Source organism: Herbidospora sp. RD11066, from assembly GCF_054661255.1.
The window spans coordinates 295067-310093 of record NZ_BAAGDO010000001.1; the positions used below are offsets into that span (position 1 = coordinate 295067).

Here is a 15027-nt window from a genome sequence, read left to right on the forward strand (position 1 = left end):
TGGAACACTGACTTGCGTGATGGAACTACCTGGACGCTAAGTCGGAGGGATCAACGTGTCAATGCATGACATAGCACCCAAAACGGGCGCTATGTCACCAAGATGCCGCTGCCCCCGATCCGGATGATGACCAGGTCGGCGAGGCTCCAGCCGAGAACTCCGCGTCGCGAAGGACTTGGAACATCACGGAAGATCGCATCTGATCGAGAATGTCGGCATGACGTCCCTCGAATGCGCATGGCGGCTGCTGGGCTCCGGGACCGCGCGGGTCGTGATCGGAGATGGGGCGGCTCCGGGTTTCTCGGCGGTGTTCGGGAACGGGACCGATGCGCTGGCCGACTTCCTCTATGGAATGACGGCCCTGTACGGCCCCCTCACCACCAACCGTTTCTTCTTCGACGCCGAACCGGAGGAGATCCGCTGGGTCACCCGCCGCGACGGCGATCTGGTCGACGTCACGGTCTACCACTTCGGCGATGTCGCCGTCAGTCTCGATCTGCCGGATTCGGCGGGCAAAGCGGTGTGGAATTCGCGGCGGTCGCGTGCCGAGCTGGTGCACGCCGCGGTCACGGCCGCGCAGACCCTCCTCGCGGAGAACGACGAGGAGGGTTATCTGGCCCAATGGATCAGGCACCCTTTTCCGGTCAACGCGCTGGCTGACCTCCTCCGCCTGCACGGCGAACACGACGGATGCGACCTGGAGACCGAACGGGCCATCGATTGGTTCCACGGGTACACCACCCGCGAAAAGGTCACGGCCCCGGAAGGCGGAGGCCCCTACGCCTGCCCCTGTTGCCGTTATCTCACCCTCGACGCAAGAGGTGAATATGAGATCTGCTCCGTCTGTTTCTGGGAGGACGACGGCCAGGACGACCACGACGCCGACGAGATACTCCATGGCCCCAACGGGCCGCTGAGCCTCACCCAGGCCCGCCAAAACTATGCCACGTTCGGTGCGAACAGCGAACGCGATATCGGTAAGGTACGAAATCCGCGGCCTCGGGAATTCCCACGGGCTACTTGACGACGACGTCCTCGATGAGCACCTTCAATTTCGGTGCGTTCGAGCCGCCGTCTTCGGAGATGATGTCGGCCTCTGTGGTGTTCACGCCGCCCGCGGCGATTTTGTCGACCACGTCGAGGCCCTTCACCACGACGCCGAACGGCGTGTAGTCGGCGGGCAACTGGGCCGCCTCGTTGCTGTACGAGATGACGAACTGGCTGCCGTTGGAGTTGGCGGCGTCGCCGTTCTGGGCCATGAAAACGACGCCGCGATTGTAGGCGGGGCCCAGATTCTCGTCGGGGAACAGATAGCCGGGGCCGCCGGTGCCGTCGGTCTTGTTCTTGCCATCTCCCTTGGCCTGTGGGTCGCCGCATTGCAGCAGGTCGAGGGCGTTGCTCTTCACGGTGGTGAGGCGGTGGCAGACGGTGTCGTCGAAATAGTTCTTCTTCGCCAGGAAGTGGAAGGAGTTGACCGTGCAGGGGGTCGCCTTCGGGTCGAGTTCGATGACGACCGAGCCGTGATTGGTGACCATCGTCATGGTCTTGGCCGCGAGCGCCCCGGCGGGGAGCTTGGCCGGCGGCATTCCGACGAACTTGGCGGGGGCGCCCGAGTCGTCTTTGCGGTAATCGCACGAGACTTTCTCGGGGGCGACCTGGGGTGCCGAACTCGGTGGCGGCAGTTGCGAGGGAATCGACGACGGCGCCGCGGCCTGGGGTGCGGGGGTCTCCTTTTCTTCTTCGGGGGAACAGGCGGTCAGCGCGACGATCGAAAGGACCGCCGCGGCGAATAAGGACGTCTGGCGCATGGTTTTAACTTTTCCTTATTTCGTCGATCATCCAAGACGGGGACGACCCTATCCACGCGCTCATGTGGTTTTTGTAAGAACAATGCGCAGCGCTTTCGCGGCGTGTTCGGCGGCTTCCGCTCGGCTCGGCGCCGCGCGCAGGCCGAGGAGTCGCTGCCGGTGGGGTTCGCCGAGCAGCAGGGTGAACAGAGAACTCGCCAGGTCACCGGCGGGAAGTCTGGTCGCGAGGGCGTCGATGTAGGCCTGGGGGCCGTCGCGGTAGAAGCCTTCGGCCAGGCCGGGGAAGGCGTGCGCCTCGGCGACCAGCATGCGGTGCAGGCCGACCGCCTCGTCGGAGTGGAGCGCGAAGACGATCGTGGTCGCCAGGTCTTCGAGGGTGCCGTCCCCGGCCAGACCGACGAGGGCGCGGAGCCGGAGGCGTTCGACGGCCGCGAGGAACATCTCGGTGCGGTCGCCGAAGTAGCCGTAGATGGTGCGCTTCGTCACGTGGGCCTCCGCGACGACGTTGTCGAGGGTGACCTGCCGGAAGCCGCCGGACAGGAACAGGCGGACCGCCGCGTCGAGGATGTCGTCGCGGCGCCGGACGCGCTCCTCCTCGGTGGGACGACCCCGTTTGCGGGCGACCATCCCGCCTCCTTACGATAATGAACCGATGTCCGTTTCATTATAGGGAGGCCGGCCATGGAGTTGGCGTTCTACCGGCAGATGGTGCTGGTCCGCCGGTTCGAGGAGCGCGCGGCGCGGGCGTACACGGAGGCGAAGATCGGCGGGTACTGCCATCTGAACCTCGGTGAGGAGGCCACGGTCGCCGGGCTGACGGCCGCGCTCGACGCGGCCGACTACGTGTTCACCAACTACCGCGAACACGGCTACGCGATCGCCCGGGGCATCCCGCCCGAGCGGGTGATGGCCGAGCTCTACGGCCGGACCGACGGCGTGTCGCGGGGATGGGGCGGGTCGATGCACATGTTCGACATCGGCTCCCGGTTCATGGGCGGCTACGGCATCGTCGGCGGGCAGGTCCCGCTCGCGACCGGCGCCGCGCTGGCGATCGACTACCGCGGCGGCACCGAGGCGGTGATGTGCCTGATGGGCGACGGTACGACCAACATCGGCGCCTTCCACGAATCGCTGAACATCGCCGCCCTGTGGGAACTCCCGATCGTGTACGTCGTCGTCAACAACGGCCTCGGCATGGGCACCCCCGTGGAGCGTTCCTCCGCCGAACCCGAACTGCACAAGCGCGCCGCCTCCTACCGGATGGCCTCGGCCCGCGTCGACGGCAACGACCCCGAAGCGGTGTACGCCGCCGCCCGGACCGCCCTCGACAGCGCGCGTGCCGGGCGGCCCTACCTGCTGGAGGCGGTGTCGGGACGGCTCAAGGGGCACTCGGTCGTCGACCCGGCCCGCTACCGCACCCGCGAGGAGGCCGAGGCGCTCAAGGCCGCCGACCCGGTCGCGGCTTATGCCGTACACCTGCATGAAAGGGGTCTGCTCACCGACGAGCTGATCGCCGAGATCGACGCCGAGGCCACCGCGACCGTCGCGGAGGCGGCGCGGTTCGCCGACGCGAGCCCCCACCCCGAGGTGTCGACGCTGTTCGACTACACCTACGCGACCCCCGTACCCAACGACTCCCGTCGGCTTCCCGGTGAGGCCCTGTTCGCATGAGCGTGATCAGCTACCGCCAGGCCCTGCACGACGCCCTCCGGGGAGAGATGCTCCGCGACGAGGACGTCTTCCTGATCGGCGAGGAGATCGGGCTCTTCGAGGGGTCGTACAAGATCACTGCGGGGATGCTCGCCGAGTTCGGCCCCAAGCGGGTGCGCGACACCCCGATCGCCGAAGAGGGCTTCACCGGCGCGGCCATCGGCGCCGCGATGCTCGGGCTGCGGCCGGTCGTCGAGATCATGACGATCAACTTCTCGCTGCTGGCGCTCGACCAGATCGTCAACCACGCGGCGAAGATCTACGGCATGTTCGGCGGCCAGGCCCGCGTGCCGCTGGTGATCCGCACGCCCGGCGGCGGCGGGCAGCAGCTCGGCGCCACCCACTCGCAGAACATCGAGCTCTACTACGCGTTCGTGCCCGGCATGAAGGTCGTCGCCCCCTCCAGCCCCGCCGACGCCAAGGCGCTCATGCTCGCCGCGATCCGCGACGACGACCCCGTGCTCGTGCTGGAGAACCTCGCCCTCTACAACACGACCGGCGAGGTCCCCGACCACGACGAACCCGCCGAAATCGGCAAGGCCGCCGTGACCCGCGCGGGCGCCGACATCACCGTGGTCGCCTACTCCCGCATGGCCGCCGTGGCCCTCCAGGTCGCGGCCCAGCTGGAAGACGAGGGGATCGACGTCGAGGTGGTCGACCTGCGCAGCCTGCGCCCCCTCGACCGGGACACGATCGTCGCCTCGGTCCGCAAGACCACCTGCGCGGTCGTGCTGGAGGACGACTGGCTCACCTACGGCATCGGCGCCGAGATCGCCGCGACCATCTCCGACGGCGCCTTCGACTGGCTGGACGCGCCGGTCCGCCGGGTCGCCATGGCCGAAGTGCCGCTGCCCTACGCCAAACCGCTGGAGACCGCCGCGCTGCCCTCGGCGGCCGACGCGATCACCGCCATCCGCGAGACCCTCGACGCCGTCGCCCGGAGGAGACCCTCATGATCGACATCCTCATGCCACGCCTGTCGGACACCATGACCGAAGGCGCCATCGCGACCTGGCACAAGAAACCGGGCGACCGCGTCGCGCCGGGCGACGTGCTGGTCGACATCGAGACCGACAAGGCCCTCATGGAATACGAGGCCTACGAGTCCGGCACCCTGGCGGAGATCCTCATCCCGGAAGGCCGGAACGCCGAGATCGGGGTCCCCATCGCCCGCCTCGACAACGGAACACCGTCAGTGGTGGATCAGCCCCGCCCGCCCGCGTCGCCGCTGGTCCGCAGGCTGGCGCGGGAGCGCGGGCTCGATCTCGCCGCGCTCACGGGGACCGGGCCCGGCGGGCGCATCATCCGCGCCGACCTGCCCGAGGTTCCTGCCGACACCAAGGAGATCGTGCCTGTAGCAGGAACCTCGGACCCGCGTGAGCCGGAAAAGGTGCCGTTCGACCCCATCCGGCAGGCCATCGCCACCCGGCTGACCCAGAGCGCCACGACCATCCCCACCTTCACCGCGACCGCCTCCGCCGACGTCGCAGACCTCCTGGCCCTGCGCTCCCAGATCAACCAGGCGCTCACCGAGGCGAAGGTCAGCGTCAACGACCTGCTGGTGCGCGCCGTCGCGTTGGCTCTGCGCGCCCATCCCGAGGTGAACGCCTCCTACTCGCCCGAGGGACGCGGCCACACCCTGATCCACCGCCGGATCCACGTCGGCGTCGCGGTCGCCTCGCCCGCCGGGCTCGTCGTCCCGGTGATCAGGGACGCCGATCGCGCCACCCTCACCGCCATCTCCGCGACGACCCGCGACCTCGTCGCCAAGGCCGAGGGCCGCACCCTCACCACCGCCGACATGAGCGACGGCACGTTCACCATCAGCAACCTCGGCATGTACGGCGTCGAGCACTTCACCGCCATCATCAACCCGCCCCAGGGCGCGATCCTCGCCGTCGGCGCCGCCCGCGACCGCATGCGCTACACGATCACCGCCGACCACCGCATCATCGACGGCGCCCTGGCCGCCCGCTTCCTCGCCACCCTCACCGACCTGCTCGAACACCCGCTACGCATCGTGGCGTGACCGGCCGCCCGAATTCGGTTGATGCCGCTTCGCCGCCGCTGTCACGATCTCAGGCATGATCACCCCCGGCCCGATCGTCCCCGACGGCGGCGGCTACCGCCACAGCTACGAGGTCGCCGCCCCCGCCCGCCTGGTCCACGTCTCCGGGCAGATCCCGGTGGCCCCCGACGGCGGCCTCCCCGAGGGATTCGCCGCGCAGTGCCGCCAGGTCTGGGCCAACGTGGAGGCGGCCCTGGCCCATCACGGCATGGGCCTGTCCGACCTGATCAAGGTGACCACGTACCTGTCCGACCGCGCCCACCGGGCGGAGAACTCCGCCATCCGCCGCGAGGTCCTCGGCGACCACGCCCCCGCCCTGACGGTCGTCATCACCGGCATCTACGCCGAAGAGTGGCTCCTGGAGATCGAGGCCGTCGCCGCCTCCGGCGAGGGCCGCTAGATGGGCCCGAAGGACGAGGCCGCAGCCTGGGACCGGCTGCTGCCCGAACTGCGTTCCCGAGGCTGGGAGATCGAGCTCACCTGCCACTACGCGCCGGTCCAGCTCGAAGGCGCGGTCCCGTCGGGGGAGCTGTTCTACTACCGCTGCCGCCACGAGACCTGCGCCCTTTCCATCGGCGGCGACGATCCCGTCGACGGTTACGACTGGATGGGCGAGCGGACCACCGAGGGCGCGTCCTCGGCGAGCTGGCTCCCTCCGGACGACGCCGTCCGCATCCTGCTGGACCTGCACGACGAATGGCTGAACCTGCGTGCGTGAAAAACGGCCCGGCGCACGTGCGCCGGGCCGTACAGAGAAGAGAGTTTCTCAGCCGAGGTGGGCCAGGACCCTCGGGCGCAGCACCATCGCCGCCACCGAGGCGAGCGCCGTCACGGCGGCCACGACCATGATCGGCAGGTTGGAGATCTCCACGCCCGCCGAGGCCACGATCACCGCCGCCGTCGCGGTCAGGCTCAGGACCGTCGTCGCCATCAGCAGGCTCGTGGTGGTCGTCGTCTGGCGGCCCATGTACGCCGTCAGCGCCGACCCCACCACCAGCAGCGACCCCACGACGCCCAGCACCGGGGGCAGCGTCTCGGTGGTCACGTCGCCGGAGGCGAGCAGTTCGGCGTGGGTCATGACCTCGTAGTCGCTGCCGAGGGCCGCGCGCAGCCGTTCCCGCAGCTCACCGGGGTCGACCCCGGAGTCGCCCTGGACGTGGACGGACTCGATCTCCAGCTTCCCGACCAGGTCGGCGGCGGCCATGGGCAGGAGCCCTAGTGTGCCGCGTACGTCGAAACTGGGGTTTCCGCGTGACTCGGTCACGCCGGTGATCTCGAACGACCGGTTGGCCCCGTTGCCGTGGACCACGATCGTCTCGCCGACCTCCAGGTGGAGCTGGTCGGCGGTCCGCCTGTCGAGAACGGCGTCGGAGGAGCCGTGCGGGATGTCGCCTTCAAGGCCCGGGGTGGAGGCCAGCAGCGCCACGTCGAGCGCGACGGCCTCGAGCGGGACCAGGGTGCCGAAGCCCACCAGGCCGACCCCGCCACCCTGCACGGGAATGGCCTCGGCCACGCCGGGTACGGCGCGGATCTCGGTCAGGGTCGTCTGTGGCAGGGACGGGATCGAGTCGAGGCCAGGGTATCCGGCCGGCAGAACGGCGGCGTCGATCGGGGATTCCTCGCCGGTCAAGCATCGGGCGAGGTGCCAGCCCGCGCCGGAGAGGTGGAGCCCCGTGCCGATCAGGAGCAGACCGGCGACGGCTGCGAAGATACAGCCTGCCAGTGCCCTGAGATGGCGACTGGTGCCCGACATTGCGCGTCCCCCATAAGAGTCATCCGAAAAGGTCTCAAATGGGTCAACACCGCCGGGCCGTAAATAAAGCCCGACGGTGCTGATTTGGCCGAAAACTTTACGTACTACGGGCGGGTGTAGGTGACCGTGAAGGAGCCCGAGCCGCTGTAGGCGTGGACGCGGTACCGGTAGGTGCCGGCGCTGCCGTTGTAGGTGATCGACTCGTCGGCGCTCGCGCTGGTGCCGCTGGCCACGGTGGTCCAGGTCGAGCCGCTCAGGCGCTGGAGGTAGAGGTCGAAGTCGGTGCCGTTCGGGCCGTCGAGGCAGACCGTGTGGGTGCCGGCGTTGGCGGTGAACTGGGCGCTGTTGCCGTACTGGTTGCTGCTCAGGGTGCCCGAGAGGGTGCCGCCGTTGCAGGTGCCGCCGCCGGGCGGGGGACCGGTGCCCGAGGTGGTCAGGGTCAGGCCGTAGGCCGAGAGGATCTCGTTGACCGGCTGGAAGTAGGTCGTGCCGCCGACGGAGCAGTTGCCGCTACCGCCGGAGGTGACGCCCTGGGCCTGGCTGCCGGAGATCCAGCCGCCGCCCGAGTCGCCGGGCTCGGCGCAGACGTTGGTGCGGGTCACGCCCGAGACGGTGCCCTGCGGGTAGGTGACCGAGGTGCCGATCTGCTGGACGGTGCCGCAGTGCCAGCCCGTGGTGGAGCCGGAGCGGCAGATCGAGCCGCCGACGACCTGCGCCGTCGAGCCCGCCACGGTCGTGGAGGTGCCGGCGATGGTCGGGGTCGAGACCCAGTTGGCGTTGGTGGCGACCCAGGCGTAGTCGTTGCCGGGGAACGAGGACCCCTGGAAGGTGCCCTGCGCGACCTGGTTGTAGCCCGTTGTCGCGTTGCCGACGTTGCCACAGTGACCGGCGGTGACGAACCCGTTGGTGCTGCCACGGGTGATCGAGAAGCCGACCGAGCAGCGGCCGCCGCCGATGTAGTAGGCGTCACCACCGCGGATGTTGTAGTAGGTCTGCGGGACCTCGGTGGAGGCCTTGAACGTCACGGCCGCCTTGTCGAGACCGGCGGACGCCACGAACGCCTCGGCGGCGGCCTGGTCGCGGGTCTCGACGACGACCGAGTTGCTCTTCACGTCGATGTAGTAGACCGGCACGGTCTGCGGGGCCGTGGCGGCGTCGAGCTTGTCCTTGAGCGCGGTCAGGTCGCCCAGGGAACGGGTCACGAGCTGCGCCTTGGCACCGCCGGCCTGGATGGCGGCGACCTTGGACGCGTCCGACGTGGCCACCGTCAGCGTGTTCGCCGTGGCGCCGTCGAGCCAGGAACCGGCGAACGAGGCGCCGGCGTCGGTACGTACTTTGCCCTCCAGCTTGCCGAGCCGTGCCTCGTTGACGAGACGGAGCCCGGCCTGCTCGGCCGTGAGGTTGAGGTCGCGCTGGAGGGCCTCCAGCATCGAGGGTGCCGGAGCCGGCGCCGCTTGGGCGGCCGGGGCGGAGGACAGGACGAGGGCGAAGCCCATGGTGAGGGCGCTCGCCGCGCTCAGGATGTGCCTGCTGCGCATCGATTCTCCTTGGGGGCTGGGAGTGACCTGAACGTAATCTCCAGGACCGCCTCCCGAGGAGCCGTCGTTTGCCCCCCTATCACGGTGTTATGGCCCGCCTATGGCATGGTTCCGTACCCGGGGTTTCGGGCCAGCCAATTCGAGTAGGGCGCGCTCTGCCTGACGGCGTCCAGGTGGGAGAACTTGGCGTGGCTGACCACGGCGGGCGCCGAGGCGGCGGCGGGGGTCTCCTGGTGCCAGCCGAGCAGCTGCCGCCAGTGCAGCGGCGCGCCCTTCACGGGGAGCGCGATCATCCCCTCGCTGGTGCGGAACGTGGCCTGGCACAAGGCGACCGCGCGGCCGACCCTGACCAGGTGGATGCAGGTGGCGACGTCGGTCTCGTAGATCGTCTCGGGGGCGAAGCCCGACCGCGAGGCGGCCACGGCGAAGCACTCGCCGAAGCAGCCGTCGCCGGGGGTGACGGCCCACTGCTCCTTGGCGAAGTCGCCGAGCTCGACCTCCCGTTCCCCGGCCAGCGGGTGGGCGGCCGAGACCAGCACGAACACCGGGTCCTTGGCGACGACGGCCCACGACAGCGCCTCGTCGCCGGGTGGCCGGGAGTCGCCGCAGACGCCCATGAGGGCGTAGTCGAGGCGGCCGAGCATCACCTTGGTGGACAGCTCGCCGGTCGACCACGAGGTGGCGGTGGTGATGACGGCGGCGGGTTCCGCGGCGGCCAGCCGGTCGACCAGGCCGCCCAGGATCGGGCCGTTGGTGGCGCCGATGCGGTAGCGGCGGCCGGCGGGTTCGCCGTTGGCGAGCCGGGCGGCCTCCTCCTGTAACTGCTGCACCGCGGGGAGCAGCACCTGCGCGCGGGCGAGCACCAGTTCACCGAGGGCGGTCGGGCGGGAACCGGTGTGGTCACGCTCGAACAGGCTGCCGCCGAGCGCCCGTTCGATCCGCTTCAACTGTGCCGTGAGCGCGGGCTGGGCGAGCCCGAGCGCACTGGCCGCCTTGGTGACGCTGCCGGTCTCGGCGACCATACGCACGATTCTGAGGTGGCGGAGCTCGAGGTCCATAACGTGAAGGTATGACCCCCGAATAACTCCAGCAATGATGATTTGTCACACAGTCTGACTAGTCATGTCGGAAAAGGTCTATCAAGACTGGACCGCCACCGTTACCCCATGGGAACCCGCAGGGTACGCCTCCCCAAAAGAACGGGGGCGTAGGTGAGGACCTTTCTCGCGCTGGCGGTGCTCGTCGGCGTGGCCGCCTGCGGTTCGGAGAGGCCCGAGGCGGAGGGTCCGGCCCAGATCATCGCACGCGGATTCAAGATCGGTCTGGTGCTTCCCGACCAGACCACCCCGCGCTGGGAGAAGTTCGACCGCCCGTACATCACCTCGTCGGTCGCGCAGCTGTGCCCCAACTGCGAGATCGTCAACGTCAACGCCGAGGGCGACCCCGTCGCGCAGCGCCGCCAGCTCGACCAGATGACCGCCCAGGGCGTGAAGGTCGTCATCCTCACCCCCGTGGACGCCCGCGGCATCCAGCCGTCGGTCGACCGCGCGGCCCGGCAGGCGGTCAAGATCGTCTCGTACGACCGGCTCGCCGAGGGCGCCATCGAGGCCTACACCTCCTTCGACAACTTCGAGGTCGGCCGGTTGCAGGGCCAGTCGCTGCTCGACGCGGTGCGGGCCGGCGGCCGGCGGGGCGAGATCATCATGCTCAACGGAGCGCCCACCGACCCCAACGCCGCCGAGTTCAAGGCCGGCGCCCATTCCGTCCTCGACGGCAACGTCCGCATCGGCGCCCAGTACGACACCCCCGGCTGGAGCCCCGAAGTGGCCGAGACCGAGACGGAGCAGGCCATCGACAAGATCGGCAGAGACGCCGTCATCGGGGTGTACGCCGCCAACGACGGCCTGGCCAGCGGCGCCGCCTCCGCGATCCGCGACTCGGGCCTGCCGCCCAACACCCCGCTGACCGGCCAGGACGCCGACCTCGACGCCGTCCAGCGGATGATGCTCGGCACCCAGACCATGACCATCTACAAACCGATCAAGCCCGAGGCCCAGAACGCCGCCCAGCTGGCCGTCGACCTGGGCGCCGGCCGCCCGATCCGGGGCACCAGCACGGTGAGCAACGACACGAGGAAGGACATCCCCGCGATGATCACCAAGCCGATCGTGGTGGTCCGCTCGACGATCAAGGACACCGTCGTCAAAGACGGGTTCTGGACGGTCAACGAGATCTGCGGCCCCGCCAACCTGAAGCCCGCCTGCAAGGAACTAGGCATCATCTGACGGATCGGGCACGTCCTTGGGCCGCAGCCGCTCCCACACCAGGAAGATCGCCGCCAGGACGAGCATCCCGACGCCCGTCCACAGGTTGATCCGCACCCCCTCGGCCTTGGCGATCTCCTCGGCCCCGTCGAGGAACCCGGCGATCACCAGGATCACGCCGTAGACGGCGAACAGGCCGCCCAGGATGCGGCGGATGTCGAACAGCATCGCGTCCCCCTTACAGGAAAGGCAGGTAGAAGGCGGCGGCCAGCACCAGCGCGCCGGAACCGAGGACGACCGGGGAGCGGTACCACTTCTTGTCCCCGGCGAGGGAGTCGTCCTTGAGGTCGACGTCGGTCAGTCCGTACACGAGACCCCGGAGCTCCTCCTCGGGTCTCGGCGTGGTGACCAGCGTGATCACGACCGACACGACCGCGTCGACCAGGAACGCCGCCCCCGCCGCGACGAACGAGGCGTTCAGGTCGGTCCCGAGGTCCAGCAGTTCCGCCCGGTACGGGATGTAGACCGCGAACGCCGCCAGGGTGCCCGCGATGATGCCCCAGAACCCGGCCCACGGGGTCATCCGCTTCCAGAACAGGCCGATGATGAACGTCGCGAACAGGGGCGCGTTGAAGAACGCGAACAGCGCCTGGAGGTAGTTCATGATGTTGGAGAACCCGGCCGCGATGAACGCGGTGCCGATCCCGGCCACCACCCCGCCGATGGTGGCGATGCGCCCGAGTCGTACATAGAACTCATCGGGTTTGTCCCCGTTCACGTGACCCTTCCAGATGTCATACGTGAACACGGTGTTGAACCCCGAGATGTTCGCCGCCATGCCGGCCATGAACGAGGCCAGCAGGCCGGTCACCGCGACCCCGAGCACCCCGTTGGGCAGGAACTCGTTCATGAGCAGCGGGATCGCGTAGTTGTAGGCGGGCCCGTCGTCCTTGCCGAGGTTGGAGAACAGCACGAGCGCGATCAGCCCCGGGATCACCGTGACGACCGGGATCAGCAGCTTCGGATAGGCCGCCACGATCGGCGTCAGCCGCGCCGCGTTGGTGTTGCGGGCCGACAGACCGCGCTGGACCTCGGCGAAGTTGGTCGTCCAGTAGCCGAACGACAGCACGAACCCGAGCCCGAACACGATCCCGATCCAGCTCGCCCCGAGCGGATTGTCCGTGGTGGCGGTGGTCGACCACGTGTGCAGCCCGCCTTCGCCGAGCACGCTCTCGCGCACCTTCTGCCCGAGCCCCTCGAACCCCCCGACCCGGATGAGCCCGAGCACGACCACCGGGACCAGCCCCGCGATGATCACGAAGAACTGCATGACCTCGTTGTAGATGGCCGACGACAGCCCCCCGAGGGTGATGTACGCCAGCACGATCGCCGCCGACACGATCACCGACAACCAGAGGGGCCACCCGAGCAGCGCCTCCATCACGAGGGCCAGCGCGTAGAGGTTGATCCCCGCGATCAGCACCTGCGCGACGGCGAACGCGATGGCGTTGAACAGCTGCGTGGCCGGGTTGAACCGCCGCCGGAGGAATTCGGGGACGCTGTGCACCTTCGACCGGTAGTAGAACGGCATCATCACGATGCCGAGGAACACCATGGCCGGAATGGCGCCGATCCAGTAGTAGTGGACGGTCATGAGGCCGTACTGGGCTCCGTTGGCGGCCATGCCGAGGATCTCGATCGCCCCGAGGTTGGCGGAGACGAACGCGAGACCCGTGATCCACGCGGGCAGGGCACGCCCGGCGAGGAAGAAGTCGCTGGAGGAGCGGATGGCGCGGCGGGCGGCGAACCCGATGCCCACCACGACGGCGAAGTAGAGCGCCAGGATCAGATAGTCCAGCGCGTTGACATCCAGGCGGAGGTCCTGGGGAGCAAGTGCGAGCACGGCCCCCCGCTACCCAGGAACCTCACCGGCTCACGTGCGTTCGAGTGCGACGACCGGGATCTGGCGGCCGGCCAGTTTCTCGTGTTCGACGAAGAACGGGTAGTTCTTCTTGATCTCCGACCAGACCGCGTCGTATTCGGCGCCCTCGGTCGGACGGGCCTTGGCGATGTAGGTCTGGTCGCCGACCTCGACGGTGACGTCGGGGGTCTGGAGCAGGTTGCGGTACCACTCGGGGTCCTTGGGCGCGCCGGCGGCGGAGGCCATGACCAGCAGGTGGTCGCCCTCGATGACGTACATCATCGGGGTGGTGTGGGGACGGCCGGTGACGCGGCCGCGGGTGGTCAGGATCAGCAGGGCGCGGCCCTCGAAGGGGCCGCCGCCCTTGTGGGCGCGGAAGTCCTCGATCGTCTTACGGTTGATCTCGCGGATGTCGCCGTCCATCGGGTTGCTCATGCGCCTGATACTTGCCGAAATAGCTGACGGTATGTGTCAGCTAGCCCCACACCTCGCCGACCTGTGCGGCCACCGAGGGCGCCTGCGCCAGGCCGGCCTTGAACGCCGGGGCCCACAGGCCCGGGTCGAGCACGTCGGTGCCGAACACGGCCTTCGCCGCCGCGTCGGGGCCGACCGTCGTGGTCTGCGTGGCGCCGGTCTTCTCCAGTTCGCGGGCCAGCCGCTCCGGGGGGACCATACCGATGAGCGGTTCGAGCACCACGACCGTGTCGGCGCCCTGGGCGAGGTCGGCGTTGGTGCCGCTGCGGACGCCGCCGTCCATGTAGCGGGCGCCGTTGATCTCGACCGGCGGGTAGACGCACGGCACGGCGCAGCTCGACGCGACGGCCAGCGGCAGGTCGACGCCCGACTCGCGGTTCCAGACGACGAACTGGCCGGTCGCGGTGTCGACGGCGGTGACCTGGAGGTCCCGGTCGGGCCACACCTTGACCGGCAGCCGGTTGCCGACCGACTCGATGCGCGCCATACCCTCGACGATCGGCAGCGCGAGCGCGAGCTCGCCCACCCGGCGCCGCGCCTCCTTCGGTTCGACGCTGGGGTCGAACAGGATCCCGAACGCCTGCATCACCGGCGCCATGTCGACGGGCGGCCGGGGCCCGTGGTCGGTCGTGCTCTGCTTGGCCACGGCCTGCTCCAGGTCGGCGCCGGTCGCGATGAGGGTGCCGACGACCGAACCGGCGGACGTCCCGATGATCGTGTCCGCGGTGCCGAGGTCGACGCCCTCGCGGCGCAGGCCGGTGACCATTCCCGCTTCCCAGGCGATGCCGGCGATGCCTCCGCCGCCCAGAACCAATGCTCTCGTCATGTACCGAATTATGTTCTATCGGCGGCCGCTAGGGGAGGGCGACCACGGCGTATCTCTCGTCGTGGATCCGGCGGCCCCACAGCACGGGGTCGGGCAGCGGCTCGACCACGATCTCCCTGACCATCGGGCGGACCATCCCGACCAGTTCCTCGGCCGTCAGGCCCGCCGTGCCCCAGCGGCCCTCGACCAGGATGAGGCGGCCGTCCGGGCGCAGGCTCGCGATCCAGGTCCGCAGGACGGCCACCGGGTCGTCGAAGATCCACAGCAGGTGGCGGCAGAGGATCACGTCGAAGTGGCCCGGGGGTTCGGCGGCGTCGCCGACCGTGATCTGCGGCTCGAATCCGGCGTCGGCGAGCTTGCGCCGGGCGCGTTCGACCATTTCCCTGGACTGGTCGACGCCGATGGGGCGGTGGCCCTGCTCGGCCAGCAGGAGCGAGAGTGAGCCGGTGCCGCAACCGGCGTCGAAGACGTCCGAGGACGTCTCCGGCAGCCAGGAGGCCAGGCGGCCGGCCCAGGCGGCCCGGACATGGGGGTCGCGCAGGCCGTGGTCGGGCGCGTCGTCGAAGGTGCCGGCCTCGTCGTCCCAGATAGTTGGTTTGTACGTCAAACTATTGCTACCCTCTCATCAGTTCCATGCACGCGCTGGGCGGACGGTCAGGGTCCCC

General features: G+C 69.2%; 16 protein-coding genes and 1 pseudogene. 7 read left to right on the forward strand and 10 right to left on the reverse strand.

Annotated elements, in window-relative coordinates; all coding sequences use genetic code 11:
• The first annotated feature begins 175 nt into the window (after positions 1-175).
• Positions 176-1024: a CPCC family cysteine-rich protein gene (locus ACYQ78_RS01350; protein ID WP_459798776.1), complete on the forward strand. Its 849-nt coding sequence runs from the start codon at positions 176-178 to the stop codon at positions 1022-1024.
• Here ACYQ78_RS01350 and ACYQ78_RS01355 read toward each other — a convergent pair.
• Together ACYQ78_RS01355 and ACYQ78_RS01360 are read right to left on the reverse strand one after the other, a co-directional pair.
• A complete protein-coding gene (locus tag ACYQ78_RS01355) occupies positions 1017-1808 on the reverse strand; it encodes a peptidylprolyl isomerase (protein ID WP_459798777.1) in 792 nt (263 codons plus the stop codon). The two genes, ACYQ78_RS01350 and ACYQ78_RS01355, sit on opposite strands and share 8 nt — an antisense overlap.
• 60 nt (positions 1809-1868) lie before the next feature.
• Positions 1869-2435 carry a TetR/AcrR family transcriptional regulator gene (locus ACYQ78_RS01360; RefSeq protein ID WP_459798778.1) on the reverse strand — a complete coding sequence of 189 codons (567 nt, stop codon included), beginning with the start codon at positions 2433-2435 and terminating at the stop codon, positions 1869-1871.
• 45 nt (positions 2436-2480) lie between these two features.
• Here ACYQ78_RS01360 and pdhA point away from each other — a divergent pair.
• The 5 genes and pseudogenes from pdhA to ACYQ78_RS01385 all read left to right on the forward strand — a co-directional run.
• Positions 2481-3479: pseudogene (pdhA, locus tag ACYQ78_RS01365) on the forward strand (pyruvate dehydrogenase (acetyl-transferring) E1 component subunit alpha); the annotation flags it as partial.
• Positions 3476-4474: an alpha-ketoacid dehydrogenase subunit beta gene (locus ACYQ78_RS01370; RefSeq protein WP_459798779.1), complete on the forward strand. Its 999-nt coding sequence runs from the start codon at positions 3476-3478 to the stop codon at positions 4472-4474. The pseudogene pdhA and the gene ACYQ78_RS01370, both read left to right, overlap by 4 nt.
• Positions 4471-5547 carry a dihydrolipoamide acetyltransferase family protein gene (locus ACYQ78_RS01375; protein WP_459798780.1) on the forward strand — a complete coding sequence of 359 codons (1077 nt, stop codon included), beginning with the start codon at positions 4471-4473 and terminating at the stop codon, positions 5545-5547. Before ACYQ78_RS01370 ends, ACYQ78_RS01375 begins: the two co-directional genes overlap by 4 nt.
• Before the next feature lie 55 nt (positions 5548-5602).
• Positions 5603-5986 carry a RidA family protein gene (locus ACYQ78_RS01380; protein ID WP_459798781.1) on the forward strand — a complete coding sequence of 128 codons (384 nt, stop codon included), beginning with the start codon at positions 5603-5605 and terminating at the stop codon, positions 5984-5986.
• Complete coding sequence (locus ACYQ78_RS01385; RefSeq protein WP_459798782.1) at positions 5987-6304, forward strand: hypothetical protein; 318 nt, start codon at positions 5987-5989, stop codon at positions 6302-6304. It abuts the gene before it with no gap.
• A 48-nt stretch (positions 6305-6352) separates the two neighbouring features.
• Here ACYQ78_RS01385 and ACYQ78_RS01390 read toward each other — a convergent pair whose 3' ends face one another.
• From ACYQ78_RS01390 to ACYQ78_RS01400, 3 genes are all read right to left on the reverse strand, one after another.
• On the reverse strand, positions 6353-7339 hold the full coding sequence (locus ACYQ78_RS01390; RefSeq protein WP_459798783.1) for an ABC transporter permease: 987 nt from the start codon (positions 7337-7339) through the stop codon (positions 6353-6355).
• Positions 7340-7443: 104 nt separating this feature from the next.
• Complete coding sequence (locus ACYQ78_RS01395) at positions 7444-8877, reverse strand: S1 family peptidase (protein ID WP_459798784.1); 1434 nt, start codon at positions 8875-8877, stop codon at positions 7444-7446.
• A gap of 98 nt (positions 8878-8975) precedes the next feature.
• On the reverse strand, positions 8976-9935 hold the full coding sequence (locus ACYQ78_RS01400) for a LysR family transcriptional regulator (protein WP_459798785.1): 960 nt from the start codon (positions 9933-9935) through the stop codon (positions 8976-8978).
• A 153-nt stretch (positions 9936-10088) separates the two neighbouring features.
• Here ACYQ78_RS01400 and ACYQ78_RS01405 point away from each other — a divergent pair, with 153 nt between their 5' ends.
• A complete protein-coding gene (locus tag ACYQ78_RS01405) occupies positions 10089-11162 on the forward strand; it encodes a sugar ABC transporter substrate-binding protein (protein WP_459798786.1) in 1074 nt (357 codons plus the stop codon).
• Here the strand turns inward: ACYQ78_RS01405 and ACYQ78_RS01410 are convergent.
• Genes ACYQ78_RS01410 through ACYQ78_RS01430 form a run of 5 tightly spaced genes read right to left on the reverse strand, consistent with a single transcriptional unit; the run spans position 11148 to position 14969 of the window.
• Positions 11148-11369, reverse strand: a complete 222-nt coding sequence (locus tag ACYQ78_RS01410; RefSeq protein WP_459798787.1) for a hypothetical protein — start codon at positions 11367-11369, stop codon at positions 11148-11150. The genes ACYQ78_RS01405 and ACYQ78_RS01410 overlap by 15 nt on opposite strands.
• Positions 11370-11379: 10 nt before the next feature.
• Entirely contained in the window at positions 11380-13044 is a 1665-nt protein-coding gene (locus ACYQ78_RS01415) for a sodium:solute symporter family protein (protein ID WP_459798788.1), read from the reverse strand.
• Positions 13045-13074: 30 nt separating this feature from the next.
• Entirely contained in the window at positions 13075-13497 is a 423-nt protein-coding gene (locus ACYQ78_RS01420; RefSeq protein ID WP_459798789.1) for a nitroreductase/quinone reductase family protein, read from the reverse strand.
• 40 nt (positions 13498-13537) lie between these two features.
• Entirely contained in the window at positions 13538-14362 is an 825-nt protein-coding gene (locus ACYQ78_RS01425; protein ID WP_459798790.1) for a patatin-like phospholipase family protein, read from the reverse strand.
• Between the two features lie 28 nt (positions 14363-14390).
• On the reverse strand, positions 14391-14969 hold the full coding sequence (locus ACYQ78_RS01430) for a class I SAM-dependent methyltransferase (RefSeq protein WP_459798791.1): 579 nt from the start codon (positions 14967-14969) through the stop codon (positions 14391-14393).
• Positions 14970-15027 lie beyond the last annotated feature (58 nt).

Excerpts from the sequence above, each read along its gene's own strand:
- ACYQ78_RS01355 (WP_459798777.1), bottom strand. The coding sequence starts at position 1,808 with ATGCGCCAGACGTCCTTATTCGCCGCGGCGGTCCTTTCGATCGTCGCG.
- ACYQ78_RS01385 (WP_459798782.1), top strand. The coding sequence starts at position 5,987 with ATGGGCCCGAAGGACGAGGCCGCAGCCTGGGACCGGCTGCTGCCCGAA.
- ACYQ78_RS01370 (WP_459798779.1), top strand. The coding sequence starts at position 3,476 with ATGAGCGTGATCAGCTACCGCCAGGCCCTGCACGACGCCCTCCGGGGA.
- ACYQ78_RS01380 (WP_459798781.1), top strand. The coding sequence starts at position 5,603 with ATGATCACCCCCGGCCCGATCGTCCCCGACGGCGGCGGCTACCGCCAC.
- ACYQ78_RS01395 (WP_459798784.1), bottom strand. The coding sequence starts at position 8,877 with ATGCGCAGCAGGCACATCCTGAGCGCGGCGAGCGCCCTCACCATGGGC.
- ACYQ78_RS01425 (WP_459798790.1), bottom strand. The coding sequence starts at position 14,362 with ATGACGAGAGCATTGGTTCTGGGCGGCGGAGGCATCGCCGGCATCGCC.
- ACYQ78_RS01360 (WP_459798778.1), bottom strand. The coding sequence starts at position 2,435 with ATGGTCGCCCGCAAACGGGGTCGTCCCACCGAGGAGGAGCGCGTCCGG.
- ACYQ78_RS01375 (WP_459798780.1), top strand. The coding sequence starts at position 4,471 with ATGATCGACATCCTCATGCCACGCCTGTCGGACACCATGACCGAAGGC.
- ACYQ78_RS01390 (WP_459798783.1), bottom strand. The coding sequence starts at position 7,339 with ATGTCGGGCACCAGTCGCCATCTCAGGGCACTGGCAGGCTGTATCTTC.
- ACYQ78_RS01420 (WP_459798789.1), bottom strand. The coding sequence starts at position 13,497 with ATGAGCAACCCGATGGACGGCGACATCCGCGAGATCAACCGTAAGACG.
- ACYQ78_RS01400 (WP_459798785.1), bottom strand. The coding sequence starts at position 9,935 with ATGGACCTCGAGCTCCGCCACCTCAGAATCGTGCGTATGGTCGCCGAG.
- ACYQ78_RS01410 (WP_459798787.1), bottom strand. The coding sequence starts at position 11,369 with ATGCTGTTCGACATCCGCCGCATCCTGGGCGGCCTGTTCGCCGTCTAC.